We start from the raw sequence: 13,011 nt of genomic DNA, 5'->3' as shown, positions 1-13,011 counted from the left end.
TGCGCTCCTTAGCCCAGAAGCTGCTCCAGTGGCGTGTAGTCCATGCCGTGTGCCTCGGCGACCGGCTCGTAGACGATCTTGCCCGCGAGTACGTTCACGCCCTTGGCCAGCGCCGCGTCCTCGGCAACGGCCTGCTTCCATCCCTTGTTCGCAATCGCCAGACCATACCGCAGGGTGGCATTGGTGAGGGCAAGCGTGGACGTGTTGGGCACCGCGCCCGGCATGTTGGCGACACCGTAGTGCAGGACACCGTCGACGAAGTAGATCGGATCGGAGTGGGTGGTGGGCTTCGTCGACTCGATGCATCCGCCCTGGTCAACGGAGACGTCGACGACCACCGAACCGCGCTTCATGTCGGGAAGCATGTCTCTTGTGACGAGCCAAGGAGCACGCGCGCCGGCCAGAAGCACGGCGCCGATCACGAGATCGGCCTGATAGACTGCTTGCTCGATGTTGTGGCGCAACGAATACACTGTGCGGATCCGGTTTCCCCAGAGGTCATCGATGTAGCGAAGCCGATCCAGGTTCACGTCGAGAACGGTGACGTGGGCACCCATGCCAACGGCAACGTAGGCGGCATTCATGCCCACTACACCCGCGCCCAGAATGACGACGTTGGCTGGGAGAACCCCGGGAACGCCCCCCATGAGCATGCCCCTACCGCCCATCGGCTTGAGCAGGTACTCGGCGCCCACCTGAGTCGCCATTCGACCCGCAACCTCGGACATCGGCGCGAGCAGGGGCAGGGAGCGATTGGGAAGCTCGACGGTCTCGTAGGCGATACACACGGCGCCGGACTTGACGAGCCCCTCGGTCTGCGAGAGGTCGGGCGCAAGGTGCAGGTACGTGAAGAGGATCTGCCCCTCTCGAAGACGCTCGATCTCGGCCGCCTGAGGCTCCTTGACCTTCACGATCATGTCGGCGCGTGCAAAGACCTCCTCGGCGGTCTCGGCGATCTCGGCACCAGCGCCCACGTACTCGCCATCTTCGAACGAGGAGCCGACTCCGGCAGACTTCTCTACAAGCACCGTGTGTCCATGGCTCACGAATTCGCGCGCGCCCGCAGGGGTCATGCCCACGCGAAACTCGTTGTCCTTGATCTCCTTGGGCACGCCTACGATCACGGCAATCTCCTTGTCTGTGATGGACCCGCTGACCACACCAGGCTGGGATCGAACACCAGCGGGCAAGAAACTCAGGCCAGTGTAACGCAGACACCGTGCTTTATGCAGCAGGCCCCATCACTCTATTCACCCGTCGGCGGCAGCTTGCCCTGCGCTACCCGGGCGACTCTGGCACAGACGTCCCCAGCGGCGAAAGCGGCTGCGAAGAACGCGGGATCTTGGTTAAGATCGCGACCCATCGTTCTCACTTCGACGCCGCCTAGAGAGGGCGGAGCGGTGCTCCCGGCCGAGGAGATGGCGCGCCTGTGCCGGCTCCACACGTGGGCCTCTTCGAGGGCCAGGTCTACCTCCTCGGCGTACTCTTCGGGAAGCGAGGGAACCGCGACCAGAGCCGGCGCAAGCGCGACCGTCGAGAGCGCGGTAAGCGTGTGATGGCTCACGCCGCGATGGCGGGCGCGGGCATCGGCGAAGGAGACCCTCAGGCATGCCACGGGGACTCCTCCGAGAACACCCGCAGCGTTTATCGCCTCACCCTGCGCGATGCCGCCGTGGCCGAATGGTGTCGAGGTGCCGACGACACCGGGACCGATTGCGGCGATCGCCACATCCGCCCGTGCCACATGGCGCGCAGCCAGCAGAGCCGAGTGCAGGTTCACGGCCTCGAGGTCACCGCCGAACGCCTGTCCGCACGTGATCGTGGTATCGATCAATCCCGCCCTGACAGCGGCCCTCACGACATCCGAAAGCACCAGCGGCAGCGCCGCGAAGTCGGTCATGACATATGCTATGCGCAAGTTCGCGTCGAAAGCCTTGACCGCTGCGGCCACCAGGGGCACCTGGCTGTGCAGCCCGCAGCAGGCCACCGGAAGCCCTGCTATGTCCTCGGCAGCCTTCATGATCGAGTGGTGTGGGCTCTCGTGCTCCTCGACGGCAAGCACGTCGATCTGCGACGGCGTATAGCGCATCTTCATGATGTGTCCGCCGGACGGGTCGTCGAGCGCCACACCCTCGGCGTCCCCCATGCGGGCCACCACGAAGTGCAGCCCACCTGTGCCGAGGGACATGTCGACGGCGGTCGTATTGAGCAAGACGCGGTCGGCGAGACGGCACTCCCCGGTCAGCCGCGTGTAGGCGATCGCACGTCCACTGCCCCGGTCATCGAGCGCGACCTCGAGCGTCTGCGCACCGTCAGCTGTCGCCTCCACGGAGGTGACGATGGCCCACACGAGTCTCATGACGACGGATCGGCCACCCTGCTTGCCACCGCGACGATGAGCGCCGCAATCGAATCCATGTCCGCAAGGTGAACGGTCTCGTCAGTGCTGTGGACGTTGCGCATGCCACAGGACAGCACGAGCGTGGGAGTCCCGTCGCTGGAGAAGACGTTGCCGTCGCTGCCACCACCGGTCGTGAATGTCCGGGGCTGTAGCCCTACCTCCCGACACGCATCGGAGACGATCACGACAAGCGTGTCGTCGGAGTCCCGCAGGAACCCCTCGTACTCCTTGGTCCACGCGATATCCACCTGTCCGTCCCCGGTGCGAGCCGCCTCCCTCATCGCCTGGTCCATGAGCAGCCGCACTTCGTCCGCCCTTTCGGCGAGGAGTGAGCGGCACTCACCGGTAACCCTCGCGAATGCGGCTACCACATTCGTCGCGATTCCGCCTTCGACGGTCCCTATGTTGGCGGTGGTGTTCTCGTCCAGCCGGCCGAGCTGCATCGCAGCGATCGCGCGCGATGCCATGACGAGCGCCGACCGGCCTCGCTCAGGCGCAACGCCCGCGTGGGAGGCGGTTCCTTGGAATGTCGCCACGAACGTGTAGTGCGTCGGAGCGCCAATGACGATGCCGCCGGGCTCGCCGTCCGCATCGAGCACCAGGCAGAGATCCCCGGCAGCGTCCGCCGGGTCGAGCGCCTTGGCGCCGTGCAGTCCAAGCTCTTCACAGACTGTCAGGATGATCTTGAGCGCCGGTGTGTGTGCGCCCGATTCGTCCAGCCGGTCCACGGCCTCCAGAATCGCCGCGATGCCCGCCTTGTCATCGGCGCCAAGCACGGTCTGCCCTGCCGAGGAGACAACCCCGTCCACCACCACAGGTTCGACACCCCGGCATGGCTCCACGCAGTCCATGTGCGCGCTAAGGACGAGCGTTCGCTCCGAATCGCCGTGACGCGTCGCTATCAGGTTCCCGATGTCGGCACCCGTACTCGACATGGTGTCATCGAAACGCACTTCGAACCCGCGCGCTTCAAAAGCGCTTCCGCAATACGCTGCCACAACCGACTCCGAGCGCGATGGGCTGTCAATACGCACCAGGTCGAGAAATGTCCGCAGTAGCCGCCCGTCAGTCATGCGCCCGTCAGCTCTCGCGTGCGCGCCGGTAATCGACCGCCGCCCCGACGAAGTCCCGGAATAGCGGTGCCGGACGCGTCGGACGGCTCTTGAACTCGGGGTGTCCCTGATTGCCAAGGAACCACGGATGGTCCGGCAGCTCGATCATCTCGACCAGCTTGCCATCAGGACTCAGTCCGCTTACAACGAGTCCGGCATCCACGAGCTTCTGACGATACGCGTTGTTGACCTCGTAGCGGTGTCGATGCCGCTCGTAGATGACCTCTTCCTTGTAGGCCTCGTGGCCCCTGGTTCCCGCTGTGACCTTGCAGGGATAGGCGCCCAGGCGCATGGTGCCGCCCATGTCGTCGACCTCGTGCTGCTCGAGCATGAGGTCGATGACCGGGTGTTCCGTGACCGGATCGAACTCGGCCGAGTTCGCACCCTCAAGTCCCGCGACGTACCGCGCGAACTCAACGACGGCGACCTGCAGGCCAAGGCAGATACCGAAGTACGGGACCTTGCCTTCGCGAGCGTAGCGCGCCGCACGCACTTTGCCTTCGATGCCCCGAATGCCGAAGCCCCCGGGCACAAGAATGCCATCCATCTCCGAAAGGACCTGGTCGACCTCCTCTGGCGTCAACGACTCGGCGTCCACCCAGTGCACGTTCACCTTGTGGTCGTGGAAGATACCCGCATGGTCGAGGGCCTCGGTGACGGAGAGGTATGCGTCGGGGAGCTGCACGTACTTGCCGACCAGCGCGATGTCGACCTCACTGGACAGCGACGCCGAGTGAGCGACGAAAGCGTTCCACTCGTCCATGTTCGGCTGCCCGCAGTCGAGATGCAGCCGATCGATGACCATCTCGTCGAGCTGCTGTTCGCGCAGCCGGAGCGGCACCTCATAGATGCTGCTCGCGTCCTGGGCGCTCACGACCGCCTTCGGGTCGACATCGCAGAACAGCGCTATCTTGCGCCGTATCCCCGCGTCGATCGGGCGGTCAGAGCGACACACGATGAAGTCCGGCTGGATACCGATGCTGCGAAGCTCCTTGACCGAATGCTGCGTGGGCTTGGTCTTGAGTTCCGCGCTTGCCGCGATGAACGGCACGAGCGTCACGTGGATGTAGCAGACGTTCTCCCGGCCTTGGTCCTTGCGCAGCTGCCTGATCGCCTCGAGGAACGGCAGGGACTCGATGTCGCCGACCGTGCCGCCCACTTCCGTGATGATCACGTCGGGCTGCGTCTGCTCGGCAAGGCGCAGGATGCGGTCCTTGATCTCGTTGGTCACGTGCGGAATAACCTGAACCGTGCCGCCAAGAAAATCGCCCCGGCGTTCCTTGGTCACGATGGTCGAATAGACCGAACCCGCAGTGACGTTGCAGTCGCGCGAGAGTGATTCGTCGATGAAGCGCTCGTAGTGACCCAGATCGAGGTCGGTCTCTCCCCCGTCGTCGGTGACGAAGACCTCGCCATGCTGGAAGGGGCTCATCGTGCCGGGGTCGACGTTCAGATACGGGTCGAGCTTCTGGATGGTCACCTTCAACCCGCGGGCCTTGAGCAGCCTCCCGAGGGAGGCGGCGGTAATGCCCTTGCCGAGCGAAGATACGACTCCACCGGTCACGAATATGTACTTTGCCATATGAGCCCTTCAGCCTCCTGCCTCGTTGTCACACGTCCATCATACCCGCACACCTGTCACGAAGCCGGGCGATTTTCGGTCACCTCGGGCATCCTGCCGAGCCCGTCCACCCATGCCAGCGCGCGGTTGTGCTCGATCACGGCCGAGAACGAGACCCGCTCCGAGAGTAGGTTCATGCCAAGGAGTGCCGCCGCCGCGATCACCTGGCCCGGCAGAGGCAGAACCGCGGCCAGCATGAAGCCTGCCAGCGCGCCCGCAGCGTTGGCTCCAGCATCCCCGAGCATCCCGCGGCCGCTGGCGTCCCAGCGCCACACGGCCACCATCGGCCCGATCATCATGACGAACAGACCAACACCCTCGAAGAGAGAAGCGCCCGCGGAGAAGTCCAGCTGGATCGCGCGTGCCACTGCCACGCATACCACGATGAGACTCAGTGCGGTATGCGCCTTGATGGCCCGCGCCGGACGCACATCCAGGAGGTTCACGAGGTTCGCACTCAGCGCGATGATTCCGGTCGCGGCTACTACCGCGACGGCGGTCCGCCACACGGGAGTCGCCCCGGGTTCACCCGCGCGCGACAGCTCAAGGACAAGCGCGACGCCGAGCGAGGCCGCCCCGATGCCAAGGAGCTTCAGCCCGCCGGTCGTCAGCCTGCCTCTGAGGAGCGCCCTCACGTGACCGCCAAACCCCTTCTCTGCGGAACCGCCCATGGCGTCATCGATCAGTCCGAAAACGAACGCCGCTACGACTACGGGGATGGCCTGGAATACGACCGGAGCGGCGAGCTCTCTGCCGAAGAAGACCCCTGAGACAGCTACGGTATTCAGCCCGACCATCGCGATCACCCAGAACACCCAGACCGTACCGAGTCCGACGAACACATCCGCGTCCCGGTAGTTCCGCACATGCGGTCCGGATGTCTCGAGCGTCGGCACAAACATGTGCATCCCAAGGGCCGGCAGACCCCATCCGGCCAGAAGCGCGGCGACGAGGCGTACCGACTCCGCCGTCCAATCTGTCACGAGCTGTCCCCTTCCCCGGAATGCTCGCTTTGCATGACACCGGGCAGCCGGTCGAGCATCAGGCACAGAATGCCCACTCCTACGTAGAGAAACATCAGCGCCGGGATCACGATCCCCGAGTCCTCGGTCAGGTATGCAGCCACTCCACCCACGAGGCAGGCAGCCATCGCGGCGGAGAAGTAGGGATTCTCCGCAAGCGTGTCCGCGAAATCACCCTGAGGCCTCCAGCGCATGAAGCCAAGGAATCCGAGAACCGCGACAAGAAGGTACGCCCAGTTCGTTCGAGTCAGAACGCGCATGTTCGTCTCGGCCTTTCGCGCCACGATAAGCCAGAGCTCGCCCACGCCGCCCGCACGCGCACTCTCCCACGCACGGGCCAGATGCGTCTGACTTCCCGTGCCCGCAGACAGATCCACAAGTGAGAACGCCACCAGAAGCGCGACGACGATGGCCGCCACCCCCAGCGCTAGCCTCCAGCCGAAACGCACACGGTTCATGAGCGACCACGCGAATCCGAAGGCGACCACGCCCCACACGACGACTCCCACATTTGCCCCAAGAAACGGGGCTGCGGCGGTACCGACGATGACCGCACCGATACCCGGCAGGAGCCACAAGCGCATGTGTCGGGTCCAGGCAGACTCAGGGAACTGATCCATGAGCAGGCTTGTTCCGACGAGCACCGAGCCGACCAACACCGCCGCGCTCTCGTTCCCAAGTCCGTAGTAGCGCGCCCCCATCAGAGGAGAGTACCCAAGGAAGCTCGTGAAGGACCACGGCGCGTCGAACCACTGATCGACAAGTATCACGCCGGTAGCGAGCAAGCTGAGAATAGCGACGGGAACGCGCAGAGCGACGAACCGTCGCAGCACGAGCGCCGCGACGGCCAGAATCGCACCCACCACCGCGAACTGAACGCTCGCAGCCGCAGCACTCTGCGGACGAGTCCCAAGCGCGAACATCGCCGTCGATGCCACCGGAACCGTCAGGGCTATCAACAGCAGCGTGATACCTGAGCGCGACACCCGATCGACCGTGCGAACGCTCCATCTTCGCGCCCGCAGGAGAACGACCGTCGCGAGCATGAGAATCAGCGTAGTGCACGCGATGAACGCATTGATGATCGCGGGCTTCGCGCTGTCGACTGCGACCGCCGCGTCGTTCATAGACGACAACTCGGCGACCCTGTCCGCGAGTGAGCCCGAGTTGCGCACGGGTACCATGGGGTTCCCTAGCACCTCGACCGGCTTCTCGATACCCAGCGAGCCCGTCACCGTGGCGGCAACGTCGAGGTTCGTGACGAGGCCCGTTCGCTGCGTCGACGAGGAACTGGCATATCCAGACCAACCTGGACCGGCGACGATGACGGGTGCAAGACCCATGACCTCACCGGGAGTCTCAACCAGCGCCTGCGGAACGACCATGATGACGCTGTCGTCCGGTAGCCCGTTCATCACGATGTCGACGATGACATCCAGCGTCCGGACCGCCTGCCTGTGGTGCGCCCGAGCAACCGCCGGGGAAGCCTCAGGCGCGAACTCCTTGGCTCGCTGAAGATCTCCCGGATCGAGAACGACCAGCACTGGCCCTGTGGCCTTCGATAACTCCTCTGAGACCCTCTGATACTCCTTCTCGAACGCAGCCAGATCGGTCGATATGCCGAATGGCGCCTCGGAATCGCTTTGGAGCAGTCCGGATGATACGTCGCCAAGGACAACACGACCCTGCGCGTCCATTGCAACGAGCGCGGCCGGGCGACTCCTGGCCAGGCCACGTACCTCGTACCCGGAATCGGAGTTCCCAATGGCCGCGGTGGTTCCACCCGCATCCACGATTGCCTGGCCGAGAGCGCCGAGTTTGACCGCGAGCGTCTCGGCCTGCTCGTTGAAGCGCAAAGCACGGGACATCCCAAGGTAGACGACCTGTGCACCGGCCGAATCGGCCCCTGTGGCCCGCAGGAACGCATCACCGGCCGTCCCGCCCTCGTAGTACTCGTCCGAGCCGTACGCCGCCGCTGCCAATGGGTCCTCGGCCGCCCATGAACCGGACGAGAGGGTGAGCGCGCCCTGTACCGGCGACGACAAGCTTGAGAGTCTGCCACGGTTGCGCATGTTCAGATTCCCGAGAGCCCCTGAAGCACCGAGTTCTGCGATAGCAGGCGCACTTTCTGCGGTGATGTCCGACCATTCAAGATACGGGGCCAGGACGAGCACGACCCGGCGCGCCGGCTGCACGTCTTTCGCGGCGGCAGCAGGCAGTAGTGTCGCGACGATCGACGCGACGATCACAACCAGTGTCAGCGAACGCTTCATCCACACTCCTCGTCGCACGTGTACACGTGCGACGATCATATCTGGGGACATGGCCCTGCGTGCGACTGCACGGGACCGGGCTAGAGGCGCCCACCCGCAAGTATAGCGGAATGCCGCGCGAAGCCGGTATGGCACATGGTCACGACACGGCTACGAGTCATCGACGCCGTCAAGGCGCCCAGCCGCTGCGCCACATGCTCGGATACAATTGTGTGTGACGCGGTCCGGAGGGGTCCAAGCGGACTGACCGAACGGAGGCAGGACCATATCCCAGCCCACTATCGCGCGCTCCACCGCGATAATGTCCATATCTACGACGCTGTCCCGGGTCACGGGGTTTGTGCGCACCTGGGCGACGGCATACGCGCTCGGAGTGACCGCGCTCGCTGCATCGTACGGCGTCGCGAACAACATCCCGAACATGATCTACGAGCTCGTCGCAGGCGGCATCATCTCGTCGCTCTTCATACCGATCTTTCTGGAGTGGTGGGGAGACAAGAGCCGCGAAGACGCCTGGCGTTTCGCGAGCTCGCTCTTCAACCTGACCACGCTCATCCTGAGCGTGGTAGCCGTCCTTGGCACGGTGTATGCCGAAGCGTTCGTCAGGACCCAGACATTTCGTATCAGTCCGGACGACGCGGCGCTCGCCACGTACTTCTTCCGATTCTTCGCGGTCCAGGTGGTGTTCTACGGCGCAGGATCGATCATCAGCGCCGTGCTCAACTCGCAGAGGCGCTACTTCTGGCCGACTATCGGCCCCGTGTTCAACAACCTTGTTGTGATCGTCACTCTGCTGGGCTTCTACGTTCCCTTCCGCGAGACGAATCCTGAGCTGGCCCGAATCGGATTGGCAGTCGGCACGTCTCTCGGAGTGCTCGCCATGTTCGCCGTGCAGCTCCCGAGCCTGCTCAGACTCAAACCTGCGTACACCTTGCGCATCGATTTCAAGCACCCGGGAATGCGCCGGCTCGGCAAGATGGCAGTTCCCACGGTGCTCTACGTCGTCACGAACCTGATCGCCGTGTCCTTCCGCAACGCCTACGCCTTCGAGGTCTCCCCCGAAGGACCGGCGACACTGATGTACGCGTGGATGTTCTACCAGCTTCCATACGGCATCTTCGCCGTGGCTCTGGCAACGGCGATCTTCACCGAGCTCTCCGACCAGGCCGGACGCAACGACTGGTCGAGTTTCAAGCTGACCTTCGGCAGGGGACTCCGCATCACCGGCGTCCTCATGCTGCCGATGGCGGCCATGCTTGTCACGCTGGCCACACCACTGACCACCCTGTATCGCGCCGGTCGTTTCACTGCCGAGGACATACCGGTCGTCGCCGAAGTACTCGTCTGGTGGGGCGTGGCGCTGTTCTTCTTCGCAATGTTCATGTTCCTCATCCGGACCTTCTACTCGATGCAGGACACCAAGACGCCGATGCTCGTCAACGGCGCGGCGACCGTCGTCCAGGTTTCGCTGTACGCGACCCTCACAGTCGGCATCGGGAGCTGGAAGGGGCTTGGACTACGGGGCATCCCTATCTCCGATGCGGTGTTCGCGTCCATAAGCCTCGTCGCCCTCCTGTTTGTCCTTCGCCGCCGCATCGGCGCGTTCGACATGCGCGGCGTCGTCTCCATTCTGGCCCGGATGCTTGTCGCATCAACGGCTGGGGCGGCGGTCGTCGTCGGCCTGCTGTATGCGACTCGCGGTCTTTCCGACGCGCGCGCCGGATTCCTCGTCCAGCTCGCCATCGCCGGCTCGCTCGGTCTTGGCGTCACCTACGGCATCGCAGCCCTCCTGCGCGTACCCGAGATCCCAGAGGGCGTGGCGCTCATCCGGAGAGGCATCGTGGGACTGACAGGGCGATCTCGATGAGCGTCGTCGCACTCATCCCCGCCTTCAACGAAGCCGATCTCATCGGCGCGACCGTGATCGCCGCACGCTCCATCCGCGGTGTCGACCGTGTCCTGGTCGTCGACGACGGCTCCACCGACTCGACGGCCGAAGTCGCACGGGCTGCGGGGGCCGAAGTGCTCGCCCTGCCCGACAACGTGGGCAAAGGCGCGGCCCTCGACACCGGCATCGCCCATCTGGCCGAGGAGATCGAGGTGCTCCTGCTTCTCGACGGGGACCTGGGCCAGTCTGCGGAGCAGGGCCAGCTTCTTCTCGACCCGGTCTCCGAAGGACGCGCGGACTTGGTGATTGCCGCATTCCCGCGCCCTGCGGGCAAAGCCGGTGTCGGTCTCGTCAAGGGTCTCGCACGTTGGGGGATCGCTCGAATGGGTGGCGGGTTCGTGGCACAGGCCCCGCTCTCAGGTCAAAGAGCGCTGTCGGCCCGTTGTCTCGCGAACGTGACGCCTTTCGCATTCGGATACGGGGTCGAAGTCGCCCTGACCGTCCGCGCGCTGCGCGCGGGAATGCGTGTCATCGAGATACCGACCACGATGAGTCACGCAGCAACCGGTCGCGATCTGACGGGATTTGCCCACAGGGGACAGCAGTTCGTCCATGTCGGACGGGCGTTGGCGCGGCTTGCGTTCGAGCGTCGTCGCACCCCCGCCTAGTCCTTCGGCGAGCCCGTCTTCGTCTCCATCGTCGGCCATGGCGCGTCAGCGGCATCCCCGGTTCCGAAGTAGCCCTTTGCCCGTCCGGCGAGCAGCCACACCACAGACAGCCGCCCGGCGGCGCTGCTGGCGTTGTCGACGGCAGACAGACCTTGCGCTGCACTCGCAGCAGCGACGCCCGTCGGATTCGTCCCGGCCTCCGCACCGATGCTGATCCGGCCCACCCGGGAAAGCTCCTCGGCTATCCTCAGCGCGAGGTCATCTGGTACACCGTCCCACGCAGCCATCGCGATCACACCATCCACAAACACGTCTTCCCGCAGTGCGGGATCGAAGCGAATCGCACCTGCTTCGCTCAGCGCATCTGTGAGAGGGCGATCGACGCCCGGAGTCGCCCACTCGGCAGCAAGCGTCTTCGAGACTGCCGAAACCAGATCGTCACCCGTCAGATCCCCCACCACCGGTGTCGCTACCTGAGAGACCGCGGGATCAGCAAGTGCCATCCCGGCTTCGCTCTCCGTCGCCACTATCACCTCTCCGCCGGCCTGCCCGATGGCCTGGGTCACAGCCCCGAGCCCGTCGGTTCTACCGGTCGACGCGATCACCAGGAACCTCTTGCCCGCAAGGACATCGCCCGTGAGAGCGGGGACCAGGTCACCTACGAAAGCGTCGAGGTGCTCGTTGTCCGTGCGAAGCACATCGTTCTCATCGGCAAGCGTGCGAAACTCATCCTGAAGGCTCTCCACGATCGAATCGCGCTGCCTGTCGAAAGTACCTCTCTCGACGACGATAGTGCCAAGGAGCAGGCCGATCGCCATTGCAAGGAAGACCGCCACGAGCGACGCGATATGGTAGCGAAGGTTGTACATGCAGCGACTCCTCGTCGTCTGAGGTAGCTAGATACCCAATATCGTGCGAACTCGCAGCAAGAGCAGCGATAGCATCTGGCGAACCATGGGCGAGATCATCACGATCACGCTCACCGCAACAAGAGCCGCACCCACAAGCAACATGAGATCCGTTGGTCCGACCGATGTCCGGTAGAGCTTGTTGACGCCTTTCGCGTCGACGAGCTTAGGCCCGACCTTGAGCCGGACGAGAAACGTGGAAGCCATCCCTTTGCGCCCCTTGTCAAGATACTCCACGAGGTTCGCGTGAGTCCCAACCGCGACCACAAGGTCAGCTCCTGACTCATATGCCAGAAGAAGCGCGAGATCCTCGCTTGTTGCTGCCAGAGGCCACGCTACCCCGCGAACACCGAGCGCATCCAGCCTTTCCATGCCGGGGCAACGCCCGTCTGGATAGGCATGCACGATGATCTCCGCACCGGAGAGCAGCGCATCGTCGCTGACCGAGTCCATGTCCCCGATGATGATGTCCGGCTTGAAGCCAGCTTCTATGATCGCATCAGCTCCGCCGTCCACACCTACAAGAGCGGGTCGAATCTCGCGGATGTACGGCTTGAGTGCGTCGAGATCGGCCTTGTAGTCGTAGCCTCGGACTACGACAAGTGCATGCCTGCCATGCAACTCGGTACGGGTGGCTGGCACGTTCGTCCCGTCGGTGAGAAGCGACTTCTCCCGCTCCAGGTACTCCAAGGTGTTGCGCGCGAACTTGTCCAGCTGTTCCTCGAGTCCGTCCTTGGCCTGCTCCATGGCAGCTTCGATGGTTTCCACGGTGAGGCGTGTTCCGCGCGCGACAACGTTTCCCGCAAGAAGGACCTCATTGCCGATAACATCGATCGCATCGCCCTCGCGCACGCGTTGGAATATCTCTGGGCCGACATCGTCGATCAGGCGCACTCCGCCACGAGCGAGCAGGAGCGGGCCGACGTTCGGGTAGACGCCGGAAATGAACCTCTCGGCGTTGATGACGACTTCTGTCCCGGTCTCGAGCAGCGATTCAGCACTCACGCGATCCATATCGACGTGGTCGATGATCGCGATGTCGTCCCTGCCAAGCCTCTTGACGAGGTCCTTCGTCCGCTTGTCCAGCCGGGCCGTGCCCTGATGTCGCATCTCCACAC

General features: G+C 64.2%; 10 protein-coding genes. 2 read left to right on the top strand and 8 right to left on the bottom strand.

All coding sequences use genetic code 11. The features are described 5' to 3' along the window. Positions 1 to 8 precede the first annotated feature (8 nt). The 6 genes from ald to Q8K99_07830 form a co-directional block, all read right to left on the bottom strand. Positions 9 to 1,124: an alanine dehydrogenase gene (gene ald, locus Q8K99_07855; GenBank protein MDP2182469.1), complete on the bottom strand. Its 1,116-nt coding sequence runs from the start codon at positions 1,122 to 1,124 to the stop codon at positions 9 to 11. A gap of 122 nt (positions 1,125 to 1,246) precedes the next feature. Then, positions 1,247 to 2,359, bottom strand: a complete 1,113-nt coding sequence (locus Q8K99_07850) for a DUF3866 family protein (GenBank protein ID MDP2182468.1) — start codon at positions 2,357 to 2,359, stop codon at positions 1,247 to 1,249. After that, positions 2,356 to 3,474 (bottom strand): M20/M25/M40 family metallo-hydrolase, encoded by a 1,119-nt coding sequence (locus Q8K99_07845; GenBank protein ID MDP2182467.1) that lies wholly within the window; start codon positions 3,472 to 3,474, stop codon positions 2,356 to 2,358. The genes Q8K99_07850 and Q8K99_07845 overlap by 4 nt, the downstream gene beginning before the upstream one ends. Positions 3,475 to 3,481: 7 nt before the next feature. Next, entirely contained in the window at positions 3,482 to 5,095 is a 1,614-nt protein-coding gene (locus Q8K99_07840) for a CTP synthase (protein MDP2182466.1), read from the bottom strand. 56 nt (positions 5,096 to 5,151) lie between these two features. Beyond that, a complete protein-coding gene (locus Q8K99_07835; GenBank protein ID MDP2182465.1) occupies positions 5,152 to 6,117 on the bottom strand; it encodes a hypothetical protein in 966 nt (321 codons plus the stop codon). Beyond that, positions 6,114 to 8,429, bottom strand: a complete 2,316-nt coding sequence (locus Q8K99_07830; GenBank protein ID MDP2182464.1) for a hypothetical protein — start codon at positions 8,427 to 8,429, stop codon at positions 6,114 to 6,116. Before Q8K99_07830 ends, Q8K99_07835 begins: the two co-directional genes overlap by 4 nt. A gap of 280 nt (positions 8,430 to 8,709) precedes the next feature. Here Q8K99_07830 and murJ point away from each other — a divergent pair, with 280 nt between their 5' ends. Both murJ and Q8K99_07820 read left to right on the top strand, forming a co-directional pair. Continuing rightward, on the top strand, positions 8,710 to 10,296 hold the full coding sequence (gene murJ / locus Q8K99_07825; protein ID MDP2182463.1) for a murein biosynthesis integral membrane protein MurJ: 1,587 nt from the start codon (positions 8,710 to 8,712) through the stop codon (positions 10,294 to 10,296). Next, a complete protein-coding gene (locus Q8K99_07820; protein ID MDP2182462.1) occupies positions 10,293 to 10,985 on the top strand; it encodes a glycosyltransferase family 2 protein in 693 nt (230 codons plus the stop codon). The genes murJ and Q8K99_07820 overlap by 4 nt, the downstream gene beginning before the upstream one ends. Here Q8K99_07820 and Q8K99_07815 read toward each other — a convergent pair. Continuing rightward, positions 10,982 to 11,854 (bottom strand): copper transporter, encoded by an 873-nt coding sequence (locus Q8K99_07815; GenBank protein ID MDP2182461.1) that lies wholly within the window; start codon positions 11,852 to 11,854, stop codon positions 10,982 to 10,984. The genes Q8K99_07820 and Q8K99_07815 overlap by 4 nt on opposite strands. 27 nt (positions 11,855 to 11,881) lie before the next feature. Next, positions 11,882 to 13,003 (bottom strand): putative cytokinetic ring protein SteA, encoded by a 1,122-nt coding sequence (gene steA, locus Q8K99_07810; GenBank protein ID MDP2182460.1) that lies wholly within the window; start codon positions 13,001 to 13,003, stop codon positions 11,882 to 11,884. Between the last annotated feature and the right edge of the window lie 8 nt (positions 13,004 to 13,011).

The organism is Actinomycetota bacterium (assembly GCA_030682655.1).
Lineage (GTDB): Bacteria > Actinomycetota > Coriobacteriia > Anaerosomatales > JAUXNU01 > JAUXNU01.
Note: the sequence above shows the minus strand (reverse complement) of the source record. Positions and strands in the feature narration are given on the sequence as shown.

Coding starts and splice junctions, on each gene's coding strand:
- steA (MDP2182460.1), bottom strand. CDS start 13,003: ATGCGACATCAGGGCACGGCCCGGCTGGACAAGCGGACGAAGGACCTC.
- Q8K99_07850 (MDP2182468.1), bottom strand. CDS start 2,359: ATGAGACTCGTGTGGGCCATCGTCACCTCCGTGGAGGCGACAGCTGAC.
- Q8K99_07815 (MDP2182461.1), bottom strand. CDS start 11,854: ATGTACAACCTTCGCTACCATATCGCGTCGCTCGTGGCGGTCTTCCTT.
- Q8K99_07845 (MDP2182467.1), bottom strand. CDS start 3,474: ATGACTGACGGGCGGCTACTGCGGACATTTCTCGACCTGGTGCGTATT.
- Q8K99_07840 (MDP2182466.1), bottom strand. CDS start 5,095: ATGGCAAAGTACATATTCGTGACCGGTGGAGTCGTATCTTCGCTCGGC.
- Q8K99_07830 (MDP2182464.1), bottom strand. CDS start 8,429: ATGAAGCGTTCGCTGACACTGGTTGTGATCGTCGCGTCGATCGTCGCG.
- Q8K99_07820 (MDP2182462.1), top strand. CDS start 10,293: ATGAGCGTCGTCGCACTCATCCCCGCCTTCAACGAAGCCGATCTCATC.